The sequence below is a fragment of the Microbulbifer maximicatervae (SeqCode) genome (genome assembly GCF_056232625.1).
Map to the genome: position 1 here is coordinate 3185738 of NZ_CP174324.1, position 23100 is coordinate 3208837.

A 23100-nucleotide genomic window follows, 5' to 3' on the forward strand; every position below is an offset into this window, starting at 1 on the left:
TGTAATTGCCCAAGCTGCCCCAATATTATCGATTGGCTTACACAGAAAAAATAAGCCATCTAGAACTTCAATTCAGTCTTTATCCCGCCATATCAAAGTTGCCATACGACCGGTTTCAGACTCTCTGCGGTAGGAAAAAAACTTCTCAGGTTCTGACATTGTGCAGAGCCCCCCGCCATACACCTCGCCAATCCCCAGCTCTGCCAACTCCGCGCGAGCCAGGGCGTAAATATCTGTTAAAAAGTGCAGTGGTTTCTTAGTGTGTGGGCGGAAACAGCTAGCGATTTTTTCTGTGTGCCGACTGCTAATTGCATTTTCAAAGAATGCCTCGAGGACATCGATTCCGGTTTCAAAGGCCTCCGGGCCAATCGCTGGCCCCAACCAAACCATCAACTCCTCAGGATCACACTTCATCGCGCGTACGGTATTGCGCAATATACCACCGGCCAATCCGCGCCACCCGGCATGGGCTGCTGCTACACGGGTACCACTCTTATCGCTTAGCAAAACAGGCAAACAGTCTGCGGTTAACACGGCACAGACAACACCTCTTTTCATGCTAAAGCAGGCATCTGCGGTTCGAACTAAGGCGTCATCACTTGCCTCGACTACCTTGTCGCTATGGATCTGCTCCAGCCATTGCGGTTCTGAGGGCAACTCAAGCTCCCCTCTCAACTGTTGGCGATTGACAGTAACAGCTGACTCCTTGTCCCCCACGTGAGCAGCCAGATTAAAGGAGGAGAAATGGCCACAACTTTGGCCCCCAGTGCGTAGCGTCGTCGCCGCCCTTACCCCTACGGGTGCGGGCCAATCGGGTATCAGGTAGTGGTTACTTGGCATTGAGATATCTTGCTTTGCGAAATTGTCCTTTCGAGAACCGGCGATAGGTACTCAGGCGAATTTATAACCGGTACTTCAAGGCTCATCAGCGCGCAACTGATCGAGCAGTGCTTGCATGTCAGCAGGCATTGGCGCACACCAATGCATGTCCTGTCCACTGGTGGGATGCACTAGCGCGAGTTCAGCCGCATGCAGAGCCTGCCGAGGGAAGCTCTGGAGAGCTTCAACAAGGCCTGCCGAGGCCTCTGGAGGCAACTTTGGGCGGCCTCCGTAGAGTGGATCTCCCACGAGCGGGTGCCTGATATGGGCCATGTGTACCCGAATCTGATGAGTACGGCCGGTTTCCAGCTTGCAGCGTAAGAGCGTGTAAGCACTGTAACGCTCCCGTACACGATAATGAGTGATCGCCTCTTTGCCGCCAAAGTCCAAAACAGCCATCTTGAGACGATTTTGACGATGCCGACCGATGGGCGCATCAACACGACCCGCAGTGGTGATATATCCTTGGACCAAGGCATCATACTGTCGACTCACCGTTCTCTGCTTTAATTGATCCACGAGATGAGTCTGAGCGGCCAAAGTCTTAGCCACAACCATCAGGCCACTGGTGTCCTTATCCAGCCGGTGAACAATACCAGCTCGGGGTATCAGCTCTTGTGCTGGATTGTGATGAAGCAGGCCATTGAGCAGAGTGCCGTCGGGGTTACCGGCAGCGGGGTGGACTACGAGGCCCGCGGGCTTATTGACCACCATCAGGCAGTCATCTTCGTACATAATATTGAGGTCGAGGTTCTGGGCAGCCCAGCTACCCTGGGGCTCCAGTTCTGCGCGAAGCTGGATAAGCTCGCCGCCAAAGAGCTTTTCCTTGGCCTTAGCTGGGGCGCCGTTTAAGGTGAGCTGACCGCCTTTGATCCACGATTGGAGGCGCGCGCGCGAAAAATCGGGAATTAATTCGGCTGCGGCCTGGTCTAAGCGTCGACCAGCCATATTGGCAGGAACTTGGATATCTAGTTTTAGGTGTTCAATCATCGATCAATTGCAAATACTTTGGGCAGCTCCGCGACTGTGGTTAAATGTCCGACGCGCCAGGTTAATACTGGTGGGTAGTTTAATAAGGTAGAGTGTAAGAATGATAGAGCGAGGGGCTATGCAGACCTGGAAAATGCTGTGGCTGGCCTTGGTGTCCGCAATATTGGTTGCCTGCGCCAACACAGATGATTCGGAAGTGGGCCTACCCACAGGTTCACGTACAGAGCAGGCATACTACGAGATGGCCCAGCGACAGCTGCGAACCAGCCAGTGGGATCTTGCCATCAGAAACCTGCGAGCCCTGGAAGACAACTTCCCATTCGGCAACTACGCGGAACAGGCTCAGCTTGAGCTGATCTATGCCTACTACCGCAACTATGAAAACGATGCTGCTATCGCCGCTGCAGACCGCTTTATCCGCCTACACCCCCAGCACCGCAATGTCGACTACGCCTACTACATGAAGGGCCTGTCCTCCTTTACTGAGGGCACAGGCCTGTTCGAGCGCTTTATGCCTACCGACTTGACCAGTCGCGATCCAGGATCGGCTCGAGAGTCATTCGCTTATTTCTCCCAGTTAATGGCCCGCTACCCTGAAAGCCGCTACGCTCCAGACGCGCAAAAGCGCATGATCCACTTGCGTAACCTGCTGGCTCGCTATGAAGTTCACGTGGCTAACTACTACTTTAAGCGCGGCGCCTACCTCGCAGCAGCCAATCGCGGTCGCTACATTGTGGAAAACTTCCAGCAGACACCCGCAATCCCCGATGCCCTGGCAGTTATGGTTCAAGGTTATCATTTGATGGAAATGCAAGATCTCGAGGCTAATGCCCTGGATGTACTGCGCAATAACTATCCAAAGCACCCCGCTTTTAACGAAGACGGTACTTTCAACTACGACTTTTACAAAGGTCCGAGCGGCCGCAGTCTGGTGCATAGGGTCACCCTGGGCCTGTTTGAAAAATCTGACCCGCGGGGCTTTGACAGCCGGGAGCTCTATAATCCCGAATACAACCGGGACGAGACTCCCCTGCCTCCAGAGCTTCTGTAACTTATCACTTGAAAATAGAAACGGCGCCGAATGGCGCCGTTTCTATTTTCAGGATAGCTAGTCACCCAGCTTCCAGCCATTGGTGATGGGATAACGGCGATCCCTTCCAAATCCGCGTTCAGAAATACGCACCCCGATGGCTGCCTGGCGCCTCTTGTACTCATTGCGTCCCACTAACCTGACCACACGCTCTACATCCTCTCTCTGGAAGCCACGCTGAATGATTTCCTCAGCGCTGTGGTCTTGATCAACATAGAGGTTGAGAATTTGATCCAGGATCTCGTAAGGCGGAAGGCTGTCAGAATCCACTTGGTCTGGGGCCAGCTCAGCACTGGGAGGGCGAGTAATGACCGTTTCAGGAATCACTTCAGAAATTGTATTGCGGTAACGGGCCAGCTCGAATACCAATACTTTGGGAACATCCTTCAGGGCATTGAATCCGCCTACCATATCCCCGTATAGGGTCGCGTAACCGACGGCCATCTCACTCTTGTTACCGGTGGTCAGGACCATCGCGCCCTTCTTATTGGAGATAGCCATCAAAAGAACACCACGAGAGCGGGCCTGCAGGTTCTCCTCAGTGGTATCCCTCTCACTGCCAGCAAATTCTTCAGCGAGAGCGCCCATAAACGAATCAAAGATGGGCTCGATACTAATTTCCCGATAGTGAACCCCCATTCTTTCCGCTTGATCGGCCGCATCGCCTTTGCTCAGATCTGAGGTATAGCGAAACGGCATCATTACAGCCTCAACACGCTCTTTACCCAGCGCATCGACCGCAACTGCCAATGTCAGAGCAGAGTCGATTCCACCCGACAACCCCAGCACAACGCCATTGAAACCATTTTTATTAACGTAGTCGCGCACCCCAAGTACCAGGGCTTGGTACACGGAAGCCAAATCGCCGCGAGGAGAAGCAATTTCCCCAGGGAGTACCGTCAAATCCTGTCCCTGCAAGGATATGGAAGCTGGCAACAACTGCTCTGTAAACTCCTCAGCCCTGGCACATACCTCTCCCTCAGCGTCAACAACGATTGAGCCACCGTCAAAAACCAGCTCGTCCTGACCACCACACCAGTTTACATAGGCAATGGGGACCCCGGCATTCTTTGCCTGCCTGGAAACCAACTCCAGCCTCTGTTGAGCCTTGCCCCGATGGAAAGGTGATGCATTGATGTTGAGAATCAACTTGGCTCCAGCATCGACTGACTGCTTGATGGGCTCTGGAAACCAAATATCCTCACAAACACTCAGCCCTACAGGAACTCCCTTAATATGCACTACACAGGAAGATTTACCCGGCTTGAAGTAACGCTTTTCATCAAAGACCTGATAGTTGGGCAGCTTCTGTTTGGCATATTCTGCGATTAACTCTCCCTCAACTATTACCCCCGCCATATTGAACATAACGCCATCGAGCAACTTGGGGTAACCCACAACAATGGCACAGGGCAGTTCTGCAGCTTTGAGCTGATCCAATGCCGCATCAATACGAATCTGCATACTGGGTCGCAACAACAGGTCTTCAGGAGAGTAGCCGCACAGGGTCAGCTCCGGAAAAAGTACCAAGTCAGCACCCAGCTCCTGGTGCGCTCGGCGCACAATTTCTATCACCTGCTTGGTATTCCCTGGAATATCTCCCACCAGGGAATTGATTTGTGCCAGCACTAACTGCAAAGTAGACATCGTTGAACCTCGGACAAGACAGGCCGCTATTGTAACCCCATCGGGGTAACAACAGCAGCGGCTCACCACTACAAGAATACCGGGCATCTACTGTGAGCAGTTCCCAAACATCCCCCCAACAGCACCATGAGCTTTTGCGCATAAGCGCAATCTACCGAGTAGCAATAGCCCTAGTTCTGCTAGGAGTATTCTACTCCGACATAGGTGGAGGCTCACTTGGCACGTACCTGCCAACACTATTTATATATACAACGTCTTCCTATGCCCTTCTGAATGTGGCGTGGTTACTATTTTTGCGCCAGAAGGCTTACCAGACAAATAGCAGCCAAGTCGGGATTATTTTGGGTTGTGACATTCTGGTTTTCTTGTTGTTGATCGAGGCTAGTGGAGGACTAAACTCTGGCCTCGGTTATTTACTGCTTATCAGTTGTTCAATCGGTGCCATCCTACTTGATAAGCGCCTCAGTGCATTTTTTGCGGCCATTGCTAGCTTGGGTGTTATCGCGCTCCAGCTTTACCATTTACTAACTGAATCGGGTTCTAGCCAGGAGATTGTGTCTGCTGGCGGACTAGGTTTACTACTATTTGTAACCGTAAGTGCCATCCAGTACCTATCGGAACGTATTCGTAAAGCTAATATTCGCGCAGACAAACAAAGCCGCCAGGCTGCACACCTTCAACGCCTGGCTCAAGAAATCATTGAAAGAATGAATACCGGTGTATTAGTTTTAGGCCCTACTTACAAGCCAGAACTGATCAATAAATCAGCAAGAAGATTACTAGAAAACCAAGTCGATGCAGCACATGACTACCATGAAGAGCTGAGACAAAAGGTTAAGGAATGGCGCAGTCATAAGAGTCAAAATAATGTCCTTATCCCCGCAAAAAATGGAGACGAGCTTCATGCAAACTTTTCAGAATTACAGCATGACACTGGCCATAGCACATTAGTTTTTGTGGAGGACAACCGGAAGCTGGCGGAGGCAGCCCAAAAGCTTAAACTCGCCTCCCTGGGCCAACTGACAGCTTCAATTGCTCATGAAATACGCAACCCTTTAGCGGCAATCCAACACGCGGCACAGCTACTATCAGAGTCTCCAGAATTAAAAGAAGAGGACCGCCAATTAACGGACATAATCTGTCGCCAAAGCCAGCGAATTAATGAGATTGTAGAAAATGTGATGCAGCTTTCACGGAAGCGCGCCCGTTCAGCCCAAGAATATGAACTTGGGGCTTGGCTCAAGCAATTCTTAGCAGACTTCAGTGCCGGGAAAGCGGATAACGCCGTCGAATTAGACTCTACAGGGCAAGCACTACCTGTGTATTTTGACTCCGCACAATTGTCGCAAGTAGTCACCAATTTAACAGAGAACGCCTTGGAACACTCAAAACTAGCTACAGGAGTGGGCCATGCCTATATTAGTGCTTACTATAATAAGGAGCGCGGGAATACGATTTTAGAGATCAAAGATCTTGGCACAGGTGTACCCGAAGAGCTACTCAATAAAATATTTGAACCATTCTTTACAACAGGGAAAAACGGCAGCGGGCTGGGCTTATATATCGCACGCGAGCTATGTGAAGCCAATAACCTTAGCCTTTATCACTGCCGGAGTAGCGACAACAAAAGTTGCTTTAGGATCGAATTTGCCAACTGTGAGGAAATTGCTTGATCTGGCTCAGAGAAATTTTTTGACCTATAAGCCATTATATTAAGAAGATTTCTGACATAATTTCAGCTGATAAACCGCCAAATAATTTCACACAACAAGAAAAGACAAAAAATAATGCGACCTCTGGCACTGGTTGTTGACGACGAACCAGATATTTGTAACTTAATTAGCCTAACACTTAAGCGAATGGATGTGGATTGCCATAGTGCAGGCACACTCGCACAAGCCAAGGAGCTGCTATACAACAATAGCTACCAGTTTTGCCTTACAGATTTGCGCCTTCCCGATGGTGATGGTCTACAACTGGTTGAATATATTCAGCAGGGTATCGAATCGCATCTGCCTATAGCGGTCATCACCGCTCATGGCAATATGGATAGTGCAATTAAAGCACTGAAGCTGGGCGCATTTGACTTTGTCAGTAAACCTGTTGACTTAGAGCGCTTGAGAAATCTTGCTCAACTGGCTCTCCGTTTGAGTCATCACCAAAGCGGTGAGTTAACTCAGAGTGATACAGAGCTGTTGTTGGGTGATGCTGGTAACATGCGAGTTTTAAGGAATCAACTGGCAAAAGTTGCACGCAGTGATGCGCCTATATATATCAGCGGTGAGTCTGGGTCGGGAAAAGAACTGGCAGCTCGGTCTATTCATCAGCAAGGAGCCAGAGCTGATAAGCCTTTTGTCCCTATTAATTGCGGAGCAATTCCAAAAGAGTTAGTAGAAAGTGAATTTTTCGGGCACCGAAAAGGTAGCTTTACTGGCGCTTATAAAGACAAGATCGGCTTACTTCAAAGTGCAGAGGGGGGAACTCTGTTTCTCGATGAAATCGCTGACCTTCCCCTGGATATGCAGGTCAAACTGCTTAGGGCTATACAAGAAAAATCTGTTCGTCCCATAGGCGCAAATCAAGAAATCCCTATTGATATTCGCATTCTCAGCGCGACTCATAAGAATTTGGCTGCTGAAGTGGCAGAAGGGCGCTTTCGTAGCGACCTCTACTATCGAATCAATGTTATAGAGATCTCCATACCACCACTTCGCGAACGTATTGAAGATATTCCTGTTCTTGCACAAGCTATTATGCAAAGAATTGCACGGAAGCCCGGCCTGCCCCGACCTAAAATACATCCTCAAGCAATGTTAGCTCTTCAGAAATTTCATTTTCCAGGAAATGTTAGACAACTGGAAAATATTCTCGAGAGAGCTTTCACTTTATGTGAGAAGGGAGAAATTAAAGAGTCAGACCTTAAGCTTGATCAAAATACGTCACCAGCAAAAGAACTCCCTGAGTTTGCCCAACTCCCCGTGACATCAATTCCTTCACAGGGGTTATTTGACTCCTCTCAGCACACAACGATTGATGAATTTTTACAAGAGATCGAAAAAGAAGTTATAGAGAGCGCGTTAAGCAAGACAAAGTGGAATAGAACTGCGGCCGCAGAACGCCTTGGAATAAGCTTCCGCTCACTTCGTTATAGACTAAAGAAGCTAGGTCTAGAAACTTAACCAAGTAATTTGAGTGGCTTTACACCTATAGAGAGCCACTCAAATTTTGTTGGCATGAATTCACGAGAAATGAATTAAAAATCACCAACAATCGTCCGCACTAGATCCTGTCGCATCTGTAACGCCCGCTTGAGTTAAGGTAAAGCTGGTGCAGTCGTTATCACCCGCTTGCACAAACCCAGATTGCGGCAGTGCCGTTAAAGTATATGTCGTCGCGGTGAGAACCCCTGAAATCGAATAATAGTTATTTTGTGTAGACCGCGTGTTTCCATCGGTTATTTCATTTGCAACAGAGCAACCTGCATCATTATAAGCACTATAAGCGGTAAAGCAGCGCTGCAAGCGCTGCGCCACATCATTCATTTCAATTTTGGCTTCCGAGCGATTACTTTTTCGAACAGACTCCATATAGCTGGGGTAAGCAATTGCGCCGAGAATCCCAACTATTGCAACAACCAGCAAAACTTCTATTAAAGTAAATCCGTTATTTATACTAAAATTAGAGTTTTTCATAAAATGCTACTCTTTATGGTTGTCTCCAAGATAAACGATCATTATTTTGCTCCAAAGCGCCATCAAATGAATCCACAGGAGAGCCTGACGTATCTGAATAAGGGATAAATACTTTTTTCCCTGCAATAATAACATCAGAAAAAGCGATGGTAGCGCTATCTTCTTTCGTGTTGGGCTCATCCAGGATACTCTCATTTGCAAACCTGGGGTCGCCTAAGCCAATAAGTTCCATAGTCCAGCCTGTTGCACCGTAAGCACAGGGATCCTTAGATGGAGTTAGAGTCGGAAAAATTAAGCGATCTCGAATTAACAGGGGCTTACTGATAATTCTTTCGCCTGTTACATTTACAGTAGATCCAGAAACCGCCCCAAAATCTAAATACCATCCCTTTTTAGTATACCACCAAGAGGTATCGCTATCCCCATTAATGGTTCTCGAACCAGAAGACTCTGAGATAGTTTTCTCAAACAACTCTGACCTATCTGTAGATGTGATATTAGTGTCGTTATCAACAATGCCATAAAAAGTATGGACCACATCCCCTTCCCCATCATCAGCTGAGGATAAATAACTACCGGTACCAAAGTACACCATAATAGCATTATCCACCTTTGAGTTAGCTCCCAGCACAGGCGCTGCGGTGATAGGCTGTGGGCGGCCATTGATATCATTTGCAGTGAATAGGGGCTCCGGGGATGAATCGCTTCCAAATGCAACCTTCCAACTGCTCTCAGATTCACTGCTCAGATCAAACTTCCACATATTTCCGTAAATATCACCTGCATATGCAGTTCTAACTATTCCGTAGATATCAGGTAATAGTGATGGCCCAGCCAAACCGTTATTGGTTGAGCTACCGGCCTCTAATACCTCGATATCGCTGGGGTCAGCCAAGTCAACAATCACTAATGAAGCAGCATCATTATCGGAGTTGTATCCATTTCCAAAAATTAACTTCCAACCAGCTGGTGTAGGCGCAATAAGCGGTTGCCCAATAATATTTCCTATACTGTCATCATCTGAACTATCCAGTTCAAACAGAACTTCTGGGCTCGATGGGTTAGTTACATCAAGAACAAACAGGCCCTCTGATCCAGCACCGTAAGTACCCACTAAAATATTCCGCCATGATTCACTGGCGCCCTTCTTAAAGTAAGCATCGCTTACATATAAGGGACCATCCACAATATACTCATGGGGGTTAGATTCAGTGCCGTAATCAGTCTCTGTTAAATCAGCCAACTTTTCATAAGCGCCCGATGGTATATAAGCAAACTCCTCGACACCAGTGGCAGAGTTTAGCCCATGCAACATTCCATCGTTGGCACTCACATAGAGAATTTCTTTTGAGCGAGCTTCTTTAGTATCTGATAAGTAAGAAGCGTATTTGTCTCCACCAAGGTAAGTGGGTAGAGACGAATAATACATATCCTTATTATCCGCTAATGCTGGGCTGCTATTAACAACATCACCCAACAAATAAGTTCGGCTACGCATTCCTGAGATCGATTTACCCCACAACCATTCCAAACGCTCCTCACCGACAGAATCATTATCAGTTCCAATCAAGGCTGATTTTTGTTCGTCTGTTAAGTTATTCCAAGTAAAACTCACTGTATCGGAGCCATCATAGGTGAGTATCGTTCGACCCGATGTGGGTATTTTCCCTGAAGTCGAAGTACTCCACTTAGCGGTGGAACTTAAGCTTCCATCTGTATCCATCGCAAAAGCTTTAACTTCACCGCTCCAATCGTTTGAATCAAATAGCGCTTGGAAAACCAACGTATCAGTTCCCAGGCGCGTGGAGTTAGCAGCAACTGCCGATGACGATCCAGCGCGCCCACTAATATCACTTAATACTGCTGTTAGTTGATCGGCAAAAGTTTTAGAATCACTTGCGCTGTAGAAACCTCCACGACTATTCAGAGAGGCATGTAGTAGATCGTCCAATTTATTTGCATCACTAGAGTCTGGATCTCCCCAAGAAATAGCGGTGCTGGTGTCAATCGCATTAAATGCAGTAGTCGGGTCAACATTGCCTGTAACTCCAAGCGCAACCCCAAAAGTCACCATATGTTGCCAGGTTGCAGTATCAATACTTCCTTCAGCTTGGTTTACACTATTTGATAGATTGGTGTTTAAGTCAGTTTTCCAGTAATGCATGGCAATATCTGCCAATGTATTAGCATATGAATCAGAGAATGGCGCGCCGTAGGTTCCATCCACATTGCCGTAATAACCAACTTCGTCACTACCATAATCATTACCATAACCATCTGTCATCAGAATGGTATAGCTGGATCTACAGGCAATATCAGAGCTAGTGCTACTGCTTTCTCCAGGTGTTGAAGACCAAGGCCCTCTGTCATCCGTGCGACTATAGTACTTACCCGCTGCTTCCAGAGCGTTTAATAAAGGAGTCCCTTGTGAAGGAATCGTTGTTCCATACAGTCTCTCAAAGAAATTCTCTCTATCTGTATCCTTAAAAGTTCGCACCCCCTCTAGGACCACATCAGTGCTATAGCCATCAATAGTTTTACCATCAGTATTCAGTGTACCAAAACCTACGCGCAACCCCTCCCCTTGAGCTGAAAAAGCATGTCCGATCCCTGCCCGGGACATCAATACACGAGAGCGATGATAGCTATACCAGTTAGCAAAATTCTGAATTTCCTCTGCATAGGTACAAGCACTTGAATCTGCACAGTCCGTTCGCGCATTGCCCCCCGCATAGGTACTCCCATCATTTTTAATTTGGACACGATCATAGCTACTAGAAAAATAAACGTCTGATGAAGCTGTCCCTTTATAATTAAAATAGGTGGCGGGATAGAAAGTAAGATCGCCGCTCTCACACAATTCATCGAATGAATTACTCGAATCCTTGGTAGCGGTGCCTTTTATCCAACAATTTGCACTCTGTGTATTATTTACTGTGAGGTTGCGCCAGCCTTTAGACGTATCATAAGGGTTGTGATATGCCTTCTGAGGATTTGCATTTGAAAATTCATTGCCATATTCATCCTCCTCGGCCCAAGGAAGATACAAAACGGCTGGATTGTAATAAGACTTGTTATTATATGAGGAACGATAATAAGCAGCCCATTTATTATCACTATCGAATTTCGCTATGGTCTGTCTATCATTGGACCCATTCCAGTAGTCACAACCAGAAGACGAAGAGCTATTATAAGGACAGGGGGTTAACCGCACAGCAGCATTATGACTATCCGCTTCAGTTTGCGGGAAAACATACCTCACAGGGTAAGAATTATAAACAGGATTTCCCCATTTATCGTAGGTAGGATTACCCCATTTATTCAACCTAGGCGCATAAAAATACTCGGTGATTTCCGAAGGAGTAACTTCAAACTGCATTGATCCAGAGTCATCCAAAATAAACATAATATTTGGATCAACGGAAGTACTTAAAAATAGTGGCTGTTGGGCAAAATCAATAGATGCCGCACTATGTGATATTCCTAAACTTAAAAATGCGGCCGAAATTGTCGAGGCGCTTTTTAATTTTTTTACAAGACTAATCATAATCATTATTCCAAGCGCAAATTATTAACGAACAGCATTAGACTGGAGAATTACTACGGTACTATCGCTACCGCCGACGCCGCGACTGGTAATTCGGTAGTACACGGGCGCCTCAGTGCCAACTGAGCAAGCCTGATCAATACAGCCACCGTCATTAGCATTCCACTTTGGCCCAGTAAATCTCTCGACGACATAAACCGGCTGGCTGGCAACCCCGCTGAGTTCGAGATCGGTCGAAACCGAGACGCTGTCCCAGTCATAATCCAGCCAAAACTCAGTCGTAGAAGAACCATCCATTTTTTCAACATATCCAACATTAGTTCCATCGTAAAGCTGACTTATCGAACGGTTAGAATCATCTACCAGCCTAACCTCGGCAACCCGCAATGCAGCTTCCGCAGCCTGAAGCGCAAGCTGGCGATCGCGCATATTACCGGCCATTAATTCCTGCATTCCACTGCCGCGAATTGCCGCCAATCCGATAAAAGTCATCAGTAATAAAATTATCAGCCCAACAAGCAATGTAGCCCCACCTTGGCGTTGCAGGCTTCTAATATAAGACCTTTTTTTCATCTTCCCACCTTCAATTACGGCAAACTACGACTACGGATAGATATGGTACTCGCGAAGACCTGGCGCAAACGCCTATCGCCTGGGTCAAGGTCCTCCTCTCCATTAAAACTGTATAGCTGTGTTTCCTGAAGTACATTGTCGTCATCGGAAGAAACCAATAATTCCACCCTAATACTAACTACCTGCTTCCAATCGCCAACTTCTTTAGCCGTTCTATATTCATCTGGAACATAAGGTATATTGGGATCCATATCCAAATCCAAGCCGTAGGTGATCTGCATTTGTTCAACTCCAGTTAGGAGTTCTTGAGATTCACCATTTATCTCTCGAAACAAACTTGGGCGGCCGGAGGTACCATTATCGATATAGTAAAATGTACTGGTTGCTACAAAAACCTGAGCATCATCGTCATCGAAGTATTTGTCTTGGTTTCTTTGGCTATCTCCAAAGGACTCATATCCCTTTTTATTTCCCGGTGTAAAGCCATCGGCATCTGAGTGATATAGCCCAATCTCTCCAGGCCTACTTCCAGTGTCAAACCCAGTTACTTGAAAAGCTAGCGCCTTTGTACAGTCGGCAACTATCAAAATATCACTGGCACAGATACCGCTGTATTTATCTTCATCCCCATCGCAGCCACCTTCTTCAATTCCGGTATTTTCAATGTAAAACCGATCTCTTAATGATTTCTCAGATACGTCCACAGACGTGCCATTCGCACTTCTCAACAACAAAACATCCGAATCTTCGGAGTGGCTTGGATAGCTTGGATCGATTTGGTCGTGATCGATACCCTCTGCAACCTCAGCAAAATTATAAAGCGTTGTTTCACTATCATTTAATATATTTTCAAAATCACCGTTCGAGGTATTCAAACAGCCAAGAAAACCGGCCATACGTATATCTTCATTCATAAACTCAATTGCAAGGCGTCCGGTTTCCTGCACCCTAGCAATAGCCTGCTGACTCGTAAATGTGGTTTTACTCGATAAGAAAAGCTGTACCACTCCGGCCATCAATACCAAGCCAACGGTAATAGACACCATAAGCTCTACAAGAGAAATTCCTCGCTGCTTAAACATTACAATTCCCACTAAATTCTTGTCATATATTGAAAACTACTGGTACCTTCATCATCACCAGTGCCAGTGGAATCCTCCTCCCCCCACTGGACAATCACCGTACAAATATCATTTACATCGCAACTAACACCTCCTGTACCCGCCGGGAGGAGGTCTGACAGCAAGCTTCGCCACTCACCTAAATCAATATCAGCGCGGTTTGAACTCGCAGTTGGTGTGGGATCATCAACATCTATCTCATAATCTGATAAATTCTCACGATTAGTTCTTATGCGTTCAAATACATCTTGAGCCAGAACATTCGCCTGTGAGCGCATGTAGGCACTGTGATTGTATTGCAGCGCCTTGTTTTGCAACGCTGCCAGGCCAAGCAGTGATGTGGAAAGAATTAATACAGTTACCATCACTTCGATTAACCCTGCTCCACGCTGGGAATTTAGTAATTTCACTTCACTCTCCTTAGCAGTCGGTTTTCGACACGCTTATTAAACCGGCTGCTCCAAGCGTCATTGTTCTTTCATTGGTGCCAGTACATTTAGAGTTTTTCACCGTTATTGAGGTATCGGTAAAGCGCCCCAATGTACCCAAACTTGTATAGCGGATGAACTTTGTAGCGGCTCCCTGTGCAACTTGAATCTCGGCATCCTCGTCATCGACCTCCCATACCCTTATTAACTCACTCACTACAGGCTCCAGCGCGCTGTCAGTAACAGCGCCATCAGCAAACACTATCCATCCCTGGTTCCAGGTATCAGCAGCTCCACAACTTGCTCCATTGGTGCTCGCACAGATAGAAACTCTTCCGCCACGCCGCACGGCCTCGGATCGGGCAAAGTTAAGAGCCCCTGCGAGGTCCTCAGCCAACGCCACTGAGCGGCTGTTGTTGATCATGTCCTTAAAGCTCGGGACTGCAATACCAACAAGGACAGCCAAAACCACAAGGGTGGTCATCAACTCTATTAGCGTAAATCCATATTGTTTCCGGATAAGACTACCCTGATCTGAGTTCCTAAATTGCATCTATTTCAAACGCCTGTGCTAATAATTCAGAGTTCACTTTACCGCCAAACACCTAGAAAGAGAAAAAGACCGTGGATATAGTCGGAAAAGTAGCATTTCAATTCGTTATCAAACCAGATCAAACCGACTAGCGGCCATTTCAGCAGATTCAATGGTCATTTAAATGAGACCTGCGTCTAAAAATCCTTGGAGGGAGCCATGACTCAGCGGGGGTTTACGCTACTTGAGCTACTAATCACTCTTTGTATTTTATCGATACTTTTATTTATCGGTCTGCCAAGCTTTACGCAGATTATTGAAAAAACACAGCTGGAGTTTGCGGGGGACGAACTAATTAGTGCTATTCAGCTAACAAGAAATACGGCTGTTGTGAAGAATCAGCGCGTCACTATGCGCAACTCTGGAAGCTGGGATCTTGGGTGGGAGATTTTTATCGATGCCGACAATGACGGTTCCCGCGGTGAAAGAGACACTCTAGTAATGTCTGGGGCTGGATTAGATAAAGTGCAGGTTCTATCTAACTCTCCACTTAGAGATTACATTTCCTTTATTGGAACCGGTGAAAGTCGCAAGGCAGGCTCTCCACAAGGCGCATTACAAATGGGAAGCCTCTATGTTTGCACCCTTGATGGATCACAGGGCCTAGCCCTGATATTGTTTCACAGCGGTCGCCTAAGAGTCGAGCAGGCGAATCAAAGCCAATGCTCCTAGCCTCCTAAAACCAAAGGGAAAGGAGGCGCGAGAAGTTTTGATTACTTAAGTTCTTTAGGCAGGGAGAATCGTATATTTTCAGCTCGCCCATCCATTTCTTCTGGAAGGCTTGCACCAAGTTGCTGCAATCGGCTAACGACTCCCTGCACCAAAATTTCTGGTGCTGAGGCCCCGGCTGTAATCCCTATAGCCGCCTTACCCTGAAGCCAATCTGCATTGATATCATCTGCACCATCGATCAATTTAGCAGTAGCACCACAGCGTTCAGCGAGTTCACGCAGGCGATTAGAGTTAGAACTATTCGGGCTACCAACAACAAGGACCAGGTCACTTTCCAGAGCCAGCTGCTTTACAGCATCCTGGCGATTCTGGGTTGCGTAACAGATATCATCTTTTCGAGGGCCACGAATTTCAGGGAAACGCACTCTCAGAGCATCAATGACTCGAGCAGTATCATCCATGGATAATGTTGTCTGAGTGACATAGGCGAGATTACTCTCGTCTTTAACAGTTAACTTCGCAACATCCTCTTCGTCTTCAACCAAGTAAATGGCACCGCCAGCAGAGTTGTCATACTGCCCCATTGTGCCCTCCACTTCCGGGTGCCCGGCGTGGCCGATAAGTATGCACTCAGCACCGTCGGTGCTGAACTTACTCACTTCAATATGCACTTTGGTAACCAGCGGGCAAGTAGCATCGAATACACGCAGGCCGCGCTCTTCAGCTTCGCGCTGCACAGCTTTTGAAACACCGTGAGCACTGAAGATAACGATAACATCATCGGGCACTTCATCGAGTTCATCGACAAAGACTGCGCCGCGCTCTTTCAGACTTTCCACCACAAATTTATTGTGCACCACTTCATGGCGGACATAGATCGGCGCACCAAATACATCCAGGGCGCGATTCACAATATCAATTGCCCGATCAACACCGGCACAAAAGCCCCGGGGGTTAGCCATTCGGATTTGCATGTCTACTTCAGCACCCTACTTGCTACAAAAGGGGGAACCCCGACCCTATTGGATCGAGTCCACCGCAATAATTTTCACATGGAAATTTAAGGTTTGACCGGCCAATGGATGGTTAAAGTCGACGGTAACATCGTCCTCACCAATCTCACTGATTACTCCGGGGAGTTCGCCGCTGCCATTGTCAAAAGAGACTACCAACCCACGCTCCAGCTCCATATCTGGAGAAAAGGTATCCCGGCGCACCTTTTGCAGGTTTTCCGGGTTGCGCTGACCAAATCCTATCTCCGGCGGTATCTCGATCTCGGCTTCATCCCCCGCTTTTAAACCAAAAAGGGCTTTTTCAAAGCCCGGCAGCAAACTGCCATCGCCAACACTGAAAGAGGCTGGGTCACCTTTGAAGGTTGAATCCACCTCAGTGCCATCATCCAATTTCAGGCTAAAGTGCAGTGTCACCCGGCAGTGTTCACCGATAACGGCATTACTCATAGTTCGTTAAACTTCCACGTTATTTTTTGCTTTGCCACTCTCTTTTTCTGCAAAAAAAAGTAGCTCAATAACCAGCATTGCAGCGCCGATACTAATTCCCATATCCGCAACATTGAATACCGGGAAGTGCCAGTTGCCGTAATAGACCGAAATAAAATCCCTTACGTAACCCAGCAGCACTCGATCCCAAAGGTTGCCCAAGGCCCCCCCCAGAATTAGCGCCAGGGCACAGGGTTCCCAGCGCTTTGTTGCCGGTAAACGCCATAGCCAAACACTGACAACGACGCTAAATACAAAAGCAATAATTCCGAAAAACCACCGCTGCCATCCCCCAGCATCAGACAGGAAGCTAAAGGCGGCACCGTAATTTTCGGCATAAGTAAATTGCAGCAAGCCGGGGATAATTTGCATTGATGGGCCGTGCATAAACATATCCACGGCCCAGACTTTGCTGGCGATATCGAGAACAACCACCACCAGCGCCAGCCAGTACCAGCGCCATGGATGCCCCCAAACAGGGTTGGAACTAGGCATAGTGCCTCACTTCTCCTTCACCAGAAACGTTTTCCACGCAGCGCTCACAAATGTCTGGATACTCCGCTGATACACCCACATCGGCACGGTAATGCCAACAGCGCGCACACTTGGGGTGATCCACTTTGCTTACGCTGACTTTCAATCCTTCCAGCTCTGTGGACTCTGCACCGGCAGCATCGCTGAGTGGCTGTACAGAAGTGGAGGAGCAAATCAAAACAAAGCGCAACTCATCTTCGAGCTCCAAGAGCTTTTCGCGCAGGTCATCCTCGGCGAACAGAGTCACCGCCGCTTGCAGGGAGCCGCCAATAGCACCAGCTCCACGCTGCTCTTCAAGCACCTTGTTTACCGCAGTTTTTACTTCGGCGATGGCGGCCCAATAGTCCGCACCTTTGACCGAGTCTGCTGGCAGCTTCGGCAGCGAATACCACTCTTCAATAAAGATGCTGTCCGCTTTGGCACCGGGAATAAACTGCCACAGTTCTTCTGCGGTAAAGCTCAGGATAGGCGCAATCCAGCGAACAAATGCCTGAACAATATGATAGAGGGCAGTTTGCGCAGAGCGGCGTGCAGTACTGTCCTCTTTCGTGGTGTACTGACGATCTTTGATGATATCCAGGTAGAAGCCACCCATTTCCACGACGCAGAAGTTATGTAACTTCTGATAGATCTGGTGGAACTGGTAGTTATCGTAAGCCGCGATAATTTCATCCTGTAGACGCGCAGCCTTATCCAGCGCCCAGCGATCCAGCGCCAGAAGTTCACTTTCCGGCAACAAATCTTTTTCCGGGTCAAACCCAGCCAGGTTGGACAGGAAGAAACGAGCCGTATTGCGCAAGCGACGGTAAGAGTCCGCTGTGCGTTTCAGGATCTCATCGGAAACCGCCATTTCACCGCTAAAGTCTGTAGCGGAAACCCAAAGGCGCAATACATCCGCACCCAACTTGTTGATTACATCCAGTGGTGCAACGGTATTGCCGATGGACTTGGACATTTTCCGTCCCTGTGCATCTACCGTGAAACCATGGGTCAACACTTGCTTATAAGGGGCACAATCGTTGATGGCGATGGAGGTCTTCAGTGAAGACTGGAACCAGCCTCGGTGCTGATCAGAGCCCTCAAGGTACAGATCTGCCGGGAAACGCAAGCCGTTGCGGCGCTCCAGTACGGCGTAATGAGTCACACCTGAATCGAACCAGACATCCAGGGTGTCGGTAACCTTTTGATATTGGTCTGCCTCATCTCCCAAGAGCTCCTGCGGGTCCAGGTCAAACCAAACATCCATACCCTCGGCATCGACCTTTTCAGCCACTTTGTCCATCAAAGCGGGAGTGTCCGGGTGGATTTCATGGGTTTCTTTGTGAACAAACAAAGCGATGGGCACGCCCCAGGTACGCTGGCGGGAAATACACCAATCCGGGCTGCCGTCGAGCATGGCATCGATACGAGCCTTGCCCCAACCGGGGATCCACTGAACTTCATCCGCTGCCTTCTGTGCATTCTCCAGAAGGTCATTCTGCTGCATGCTCACAAACCACTGCGGAGTTGCGCGGTAAATAAGCGGCGTCTTGGTGCGCCAGCAGTGAGGGTAGCTGTGCTCCATCTTACCCTGGTGCAGAAGTACTCCGCGCTCCTGTAACAGGGCCACGATTTTGTCGTCCACCTTGTAGACGTGTTCACCGGCAAACAGCGGTACCATATCGCGGTATACGCCATTGTCATCGATATAGTTCAGGGTATCGATGCCGTAGCGCTTGCCCACCTGGAAGTCATCGGGACCATGGTCCGGCGCAGTGTGTACACAGCCTGTACCTGCATCAGTGGTGACATGGTCGCCGAGGATCATCGGCAATTGCTTCTCGTAGAAAGGATGGTTTAGCTTCAGGTGCTCCAAGGCGGCACCGCGAATACGGCCTACCACTTCACCTTCGAGCCCCGCCTTCTCCAATACGGCGTCCTTGAGTGCTTCGGCAACGAGCAATCGACGCTCAGCCGTTTGCACCACAACATATTCAAGCTCAGCGTTGACAGAAACCGCTTGGCTGGAAGGAAGCGTCCAGGGGGTTGTAGTCCAGATAACAACGGAAAGGGGGCCTTCACCCGCGTGTCCACCTGCCGCATCGGCGATAGCCAGGGATGTCTCTTCCGTCGCCGGATAGCAAACGTAAATGGAGTAGGAGGTTTTATCCTGATACTCCACTTCCGCTTCCGCCAGAGCTGATCCGCCCACAACGCTCCAGTACACGGGCTTGAAACCCCGTGCCAAATGGCCATTTTTGACCACTCGTCCAAGCGCGCGGATGATATCGCCTTCAAATTGGAAATCCATGGTGCGGTAGGGATTGTCCCACTCACCGAACACCCCCAGGCGAATAAAGTCTTTCTTCTGTCCGTCCACCTGCTTGGCTGCGTACTCGCGGCACTTCTGGCGGAAAGTTTTGTGATCCACCTTTGCGCCAGCCTTGCCAATCTTTTTCTCGACGCGGTGCTCAATCGGCAGGCCGTGGCAGTCCCAACCAGGCACATAGGGAGCGTCAAAACCGCTCAGGGTTTTCGACTTGATAATAATATCTTTGAGAATCTTGTTGACCGAGTGACCTATGTGAATATCCCCGTTGGCGTAGGGAGGGCCGTCGTGCAGGATAAACTGCTCGCGCCCCGCCCGCGCTTCGCGGATTTTTTCGTAGAGCTTGGTTTCCTGCCACTTCTTTAAAATAGCCGGCTCGCGCTGGGGCAGATTGCCGCGCATAGGAAAGTCGGTCTCAGGCAGGTTTAAGGTCACTTTATAATCAGTCATTGGATGTCTACTTCAGCTCTAGTAGAGAATAATTCATCGTCTATACACCGGTTAGTGCCCCTTTGGGTTTTGCACAAACCAGTCTTTAGCATCGTCAATATCCTGAGCGATGCGGGCTTTGAGGATTTCCAGGGAGGCAAACTTCTCTTCATTGCGGAGTTTGTGGCAAAACTCTACCGCTAGTTCTTTCCCGTAGAGGTTGCCATCAAAATCAAACAAGTTGACTTCCAGTAGTGGCCGGGCACCCTCTCCCTCAACTGTCGGGCGAAACCCCACATTGGCAACACCGTCAATTTCCGGCCGCCCAGCTGCGAGTTCACTTCCATTCGCGGCCTTGGTGCGAACGGTGTAAACGCCAACCAGCGGGGAGCGATAGCGGTGCAAACGCACATTGGCTGTGGGAGCTCCCAGTTGCCGGCCCAAGGCGCGGCCGGGGGCAACCCTTCCGGTAATACTGTAAGGGCGTCCGAGTAAGGCCTCGGCCAACTCAAACTCGCCCCGCTGCAAGGCTTCGCGAATGCGGGTGCTGCTCACCCGGGCTCCGCGAGTCTCAAGCGTAGCCGTGTCTTCCACCGTGAATCCATTTTCGGCCCCGGCGCCCTGAAGGAATCGATAATCGCCACTGCGATCACAGCCGAAGCGGAAATCGTCTCCCACCACCAAATGGCGGATTCCAAGGCCGTCCACCAGAATACGGCGCACAAAAGCATCGGCACTCAGGTTGCGCAGTTTCTCGTTAAACTGCAGGCACAGCACCCGGTCGGCACCAGCATCAAATAGCGCCAATACCTTCTCTTTAAAGCGCATCAGACGCGCGGGCGCCCTTTCCCCAGAGAAGAACTCATGTGGCTGGGGCTCAAAGATAATCGCCACCGAGGGCAGATCATGTTCCTGCGCGCGTTGCTTGAGCTGCGCAATAATCGCCTGGTGACCGAGGTGTACACCGTCGAACGAGCCGATTGTCGCCACGCTTCCCCGGTGGCGGGGGCGCAGGTTGTGCAACCCGCGAATTAGTTCGCGCTCCTGGGCCAAAGCGATTTTCCCATCCTCATAAAATCGAGCCGCACAGTATAGCGGATTCCCACTGGGCGGCCAGAGGCCATATTTATCCAGATATGCCCACTTAATAAACTAACTTGTGGCGCGGAAGTGGCGGGGGCGCAATCCTGAAACCAGTAAAACGGACAGATAGGTCGCTCCCCCAGCAGCTACGATTAGCCCCATACGCCAGGCGCGGTCATACCAGGCCCATTCACTCCACTGCGACCACAGGTGCAGGGCCCCGAGCAAAATCGCAACCATCGCCAAATTCGCCAGAAGCAACCTTACCAGGTAAGTGCCCCACCCAGCCTCAGGTTTATAGACATCATCTCGACGCAAGCCTTTATAGAGGAGCCAGGCGTTAATAGCGGCCTGACAAGCCGTAGCCAGTGCCAGGCCCATATGGCCGAGTTTAAAGTAGTAGTTAAGCGGTATCACAAACAGCAGGCTCAACACCATTTTGGCCGAGATAGCAATTAAGCCAAAGCGCACTGGGGTATAGGTATCCTGGCGAGCAAAATAGCCCGGCGCCAGCACTTTAATCAGCATAAACGCCAGCAGCCCCATGGCATAAGCGCGCAGGGACCAGGCGGCCATTTGCATATCGCGCGGCTGCATCTGCCCATACTGAAAAAGGGTTGTCAGGAGCGGCTCAGCCAGTACCACCAAGGCTACAGAAGCGGGCAGGGAAATTAGCGTGACACTGCGCAAAGCCCAGTCGAGGGTATGACGGAACCGGCGGGGGTCTCCGTCAGTGTGCTGCCGCGACAAGCTCGGCAGAATCACCGTTGCCACCGCAACCCCAAACACCCCCAGGGGCAGCTCGGTGAGCCGGTCGGAAAAATAGAGCCAGGAAACACTGCCGCTGGGCAGGAATGAAGCCAGCAGAGTGTCCATCACCAGGCTGATCTGGGTCACTGACACACCAAAAATCGCCGGCGCCATCAGGCGTAAAATTTTACGCACTCCTTTGTGCTGCCAATCCCACTTAGGGCTAGGTAGCAAACCTTCACGAGCGAGAAAAGGCAGTTGAAACAGCAGCTGCACCACCCCCGCAACAAAAACGCCCCAAGCCAGCGCCATAATTTGCGGATCAAACCAGCTGGTAGCAACAGTCGCCGCAGCAATCAAAACCAGGTTGAGCATCACCGGGGTTAGCGCCGGAATCGCAAAACGATCGAAAGTATTGAGTATTGCCCCGGTAAATCCCGCCAGGGAAATCAGCATTAAATAGGGAAAAGTGATCTGCAACATATCGGTAGCGAGATCGAACTTCTCACGCTCACTGCCGTCCCACCACCAGCCAAAAGCAAAAATACCCGTCACTAGTGGAGCGCAGAGAACACCAAACAGAGTAACCAACAACAGTACGCCACCAAGAGCGCCCGCAACCCGGTCATTTAACTCTCGCGCAGCCGCCTTACCGCCCTTTTGGCGGTATTCGGCCAGTACCGGCACAAAGGCCTGGGCAAATGCACCTTCTGCAAATAAGCGGCGGAAAAAGTTGGGAATCTTGAATGCGACAAAAAAGGCATCGGCAGCATCGCCCGCACCGGCAAAGCGGGCCAGCGCCACGTCACGAACCAGCCCGGCCACTCGCGACAGCATAGTGGCAGCACCGACAACGGAACTGCCCCGCAGCAATCTGGAAGCACCAGATTTTTCGACTGCCTGTTCCTGAGCTGGGGATGACTGCGACAAAACTCGGACTCCTGGCGAAAGTTGAAACTTGTTGGCCGGCAAGTCTACCCCAAAACCTGGGGATATATGGGCTCCTCTACAGAGCTGAGGCCCTGCGACTGCGGGACCGCGAGCCTATACTAAGAGCGAGCTAGTCGCGCCACCTATGGAGCTGGTGGTGCGGGGAAAGAAGGGATGACCATTAGTGCTTTGATTATTGCCCTGGTTCTGGCAATTGTGCGGTACATAGCAGCTGTTGATGGCCCCAGCCCCGTCTGTCCATCCACCCCCTGCTATAACTGCGGTCGCCCAGCCCCTTCCGGCTTCTGAGCTGGGTTTCGGAGCGATCGCCATATT

At 49.5% G+C, this 23100-nt stretch carries 19 protein-coding genes; 4 read left to right on the forward strand and 15 right to left on the reverse strand.

Annotated features, from left to right (window positions below; genetic code table 11):
• Positions 1–72: 72 nt before the first annotated feature.
• Together pgeF and rluD are read right to left on the reverse strand one after the other, a co-directional pair.
• Complete coding sequence (gene pgeF, locus ACJJI6_RS13855; protein ID WP_475710895.1) at positions 73–840, reverse strand: peptidoglycan editing factor PgeF; 768 nt, start codon at positions 838–840, stop codon at positions 73–75.
• A gap of 75 nt (positions 841–915) precedes the next feature.
• Positions 916–1869 carry a 23S rRNA pseudouridine(1911/1915/1917) synthase RluD gene (gene rluD / locus ACJJI6_RS13860; RefSeq protein WP_475710897.1) on the reverse strand — a complete coding sequence of 318 codons (954 nt, stop codon included), beginning with the start codon at positions 1867–1869 and terminating at the stop codon, positions 916–918.
• Positions 1870–1969: 100 nt separating this feature from the next.
• On the opposite strand from rluD, the gene ACJJI6_RS13865 reads away from it, so the two are divergent.
• Complete coding sequence (locus tag ACJJI6_RS13865; protein WP_444906458.1) at positions 1970–2920, forward strand: outer membrane protein assembly factor BamD; 951 nt, start codon at positions 1970–1972, stop codon at positions 2918–2920.
• A 57-nt stretch (positions 2921–2977) separates the two neighbouring features.
• On the opposite strand, the gene ACJJI6_RS13870 is transcribed toward ACJJI6_RS13865, so the two are convergent.
• Positions 2978–4606 (reverse strand): NAD+ synthase, encoded by a 1629-nt coding sequence (locus tag ACJJI6_RS13870; RefSeq protein WP_475710899.1) that lies wholly within the window; start codon positions 4604–4606, stop codon positions 2978–2980.
• A gap of 92 nt (positions 4607–4698) precedes the next feature.
• Here ACJJI6_RS13870 and ACJJI6_RS13875 point away from each other — a divergent pair, with 92 nt between their 5' ends.
• Entirely contained in the window at positions 4699–6279 is a 1581-nt protein-coding gene (locus ACJJI6_RS13875; RefSeq protein WP_475710900.1) for a sensor histidine kinase, read from the forward strand.
• A 114-nt stretch (positions 6280–6393) separates the two neighbouring features.
• Positions 6394–7785, forward strand: coding sequence for a sigma-54-dependent transcriptional regulator (locus ACJJI6_RS13880; RefSeq protein ID WP_444926618.1), 1392 nt, complete (start codon positions 6394–6396; stop codon positions 7783–7785).
• A gap of 81 nt (positions 7786–7866) precedes the next feature.
• Here ACJJI6_RS13880 and ACJJI6_RS13885 read toward each other — a convergent pair whose 3' ends face one another.
• The 6 genes from ACJJI6_RS13885 to ACJJI6_RS13910 are packed head-to-tail and all read right to left on the reverse strand — an operon-like array spanning position 7867 to position 14520.
• A complete protein-coding gene (locus tag ACJJI6_RS13885) occupies positions 7867–8298 on the reverse strand; it encodes a type IV pilin protein (protein ID WP_475710902.1) in 432 nt (143 codons plus the stop codon).
• Between the two features lie 13 nt (positions 8299–8311).
• Positions 8312–11845 (reverse strand): pilus assembly protein, encoded by a 3534-nt coding sequence (locus tag ACJJI6_RS13890; RefSeq protein ID WP_475710904.1) that lies wholly within the window; start codon positions 11843–11845, stop codon positions 8312–8314.
• Positions 11846–11869: 24 nt separating this feature from the next.
• A complete protein-coding gene (locus tag ACJJI6_RS13895; RefSeq protein WP_475710906.1) occupies positions 11870–12418 on the reverse strand; it encodes a pilus assembly PilX family protein in 549 nt (182 codons plus the stop codon).
• Positions 12419–12432: 14 nt separating this feature from the next.
• Positions 12433–13500 carry a PilW family protein gene (locus tag ACJJI6_RS13900; RefSeq protein ID WP_475710908.1) on the reverse strand — a complete coding sequence of 356 codons (1068 nt, stop codon included), beginning with the start codon at positions 13498–13500 and terminating at the stop codon, positions 12433–12435.
• An 11-nt stretch (positions 13501–13511) separates the two neighbouring features.
• On the reverse strand, positions 13512–13949 hold the full coding sequence (gene pilV / locus ACJJI6_RS13905) for a type IV pilus modification protein PilV (protein WP_475710910.1): 438 nt from the start codon (positions 13947–13949) through the stop codon (positions 13512–13514).
• A gap of 10 nt (positions 13950–13959) precedes the next feature.
• Positions 13960–14520, reverse strand: coding sequence for a GspH/FimT family pseudopilin (locus ACJJI6_RS13910; RefSeq protein WP_475710912.1), 561 nt, complete (start codon positions 14518–14520; stop codon positions 13960–13962).
• A 198-nt stretch (positions 14521–14718) separates the two neighbouring features.
• Between ACJJI6_RS13910 and ACJJI6_RS13915 the strand changes: the two genes are divergently transcribed.
• Positions 14719–15231, forward strand: coding sequence for a GspH/FimT family pseudopilin (locus ACJJI6_RS13915; RefSeq protein WP_475710914.1), 513 nt, complete (start codon positions 14719–14721; stop codon positions 15229–15231).
• A gap of 41 nt (positions 15232–15272) precedes the next feature.
• Here ACJJI6_RS13915 and ispH read toward each other — a convergent pair whose 3' ends face one another.
• From ispH to murJ, 6 genes are all read right to left on the reverse strand, one after another.
• Positions 15273–16205, reverse strand: a complete 933-nt coding sequence (gene ispH / locus ACJJI6_RS13920; protein WP_475710916.1) for a 4-hydroxy-3-methylbut-2-enyl diphosphate reductase — start codon at positions 16203–16205, stop codon at positions 15273–15275.
• 45 nt (positions 16206–16250) lie between these two features.
• Positions 16251–16691, reverse strand: a complete 441-nt coding sequence (locus ACJJI6_RS13925) for an FKBP-type peptidyl-prolyl cis-trans isomerase (RefSeq protein WP_282934364.1) — start codon at positions 16689–16691, stop codon at positions 16251–16253.
• 6 nt (positions 16692–16697) lie between these two features.
• A complete protein-coding gene (lspA, locus tag ACJJI6_RS13930; protein WP_444895261.1) occupies positions 16698–17225 on the reverse strand; it encodes a signal peptidase II in 528 nt (175 codons plus the stop codon).
• Positions 17218–20022, reverse strand: coding sequence for an isoleucine--tRNA ligase (gene ileS / locus ACJJI6_RS13935; RefSeq protein WP_444934829.1), 2805 nt, complete (start codon positions 20020–20022; stop codon positions 17218–17220). Before ileS ends, lspA begins: the two co-directional genes overlap by 8 nt.
• Positions 20023–20073: 51 nt before the next feature.
• Positions 20074–21054, reverse strand: coding sequence for a bifunctional riboflavin kinase/FAD synthetase (gene ribF / locus ACJJI6_RS13940; protein ID WP_475710918.1), 981 nt, complete (start codon positions 21052–21054; stop codon positions 20074–20076).
• 99 nt (positions 21055–21153) lie between these two features.
• On the reverse strand, positions 21154–22764 hold the full coding sequence (murJ, locus tag ACJJI6_RS13945; protein ID WP_108731696.1) for a murein biosynthesis integral membrane protein MurJ: 1611 nt from the start codon (positions 22762–22764) through the stop codon (positions 21154–21156).
• Positions 22765–23100 lie beyond the last annotated feature (336 nt).

What these genes read in the sequence shown, in the direction of transcription:
- pgeF (WP_475710895.1), bottom strand. Translation starts at nt 840, where the DNA reads ATGCCAAGTAACCACTACCTGATACCCGATTGGCCCGCACCCGTAGGG.
- rluD (WP_475710897.1), bottom strand. Translation starts at nt 1,869, where the DNA reads ATGATTGAACACCTAAAACTAGATATCCAAGTTCCTGCCAATATGGCT.
- ACJJI6_RS13865 (WP_444906458.1), top strand. Translation starts at nt 1,970, where the DNA reads ATGATAGAGCGAGGGGCTATGCAGACCTGGAAAATGCTGTGGCTGGCC.
- ACJJI6_RS13870 (WP_475710899.1), bottom strand. Translation starts at nt 4,606, where the DNA reads ATGTCTACTTTGCAGTTAGTGCTGGCACAAATCAATTCCCTGGTGGGA.
- ACJJI6_RS13880 (WP_444926618.1), top strand. Translation starts at nt 6,394, where the DNA reads ATGCGACCTCTGGCACTGGTTGTTGACGACGAACCAGATATTTGTAAC.
- ACJJI6_RS13885 (WP_475710902.1), bottom strand. Translation starts at nt 8,298, where the DNA reads ATGAAAAACTCTAATTTTAGTATAAATAACGGATTTACTTTAATAGAA.
- ACJJI6_RS13890 (WP_475710904.1), bottom strand. Translation starts at nt 11,845, where the DNA reads ATGATTAGTCTTGTAAAAAAATTAAAAAGCGCCTCGACAATTTCGGCC.
- ACJJI6_RS13895 (WP_475710906.1), bottom strand. Translation starts at nt 12,418, where the DNA reads ATGAAAAAAAGGTCTTATATTAGAAGCCTGCAACGCCAAGGTGGGGCT.
- ACJJI6_RS13900 (WP_475710908.1), bottom strand. Translation starts at nt 13,500, where the DNA reads ATGTTTAAGCAGCGAGGAATTTCTCTTGTAGAGCTTATGGTGTCTATT.
- ACJJI6_RS13910 (WP_475710912.1), bottom strand. Translation starts at nt 14,520, where the DNA reads ATGCAATTTAGGAACTCAGATCAGGGTAGTCTTATCCGGAAACAATAT.
- ACJJI6_RS13915 (WP_475710914.1), top strand. Translation starts at nt 14,719, where the DNA reads ATGACTCAGCGGGGGTTTACGCTACTTGAGCTACTAATCACTCTTTGT.
- ispH (WP_475710916.1), bottom strand. Translation starts at nt 16,205, where the DNA reads ATGCAAATCCGAATGGCTAACCCCCGGGGCTTTTGTGCCGGTGTTGAT.
- ACJJI6_RS13925 (WP_282934364.1), bottom strand. Translation starts at nt 16,691, where the DNA reads ATGAGTAATGCCGTTATCGGTGAACACTGCCGGGTGACACTGCACTTT.
- lspA (WP_444895261.1), bottom strand. Translation starts at nt 17,225, where the DNA reads ATGCCTAGTTCCAACCCTGTTTGGGGGCATCCATGGCGCTGGTACTGG.
- ileS (WP_444934829.1), bottom strand. Translation starts at nt 20,022, where the DNA reads ATGACTGATTATAAAGTGACCTTAAACCTGCCTGAGACCGACTTTCCT.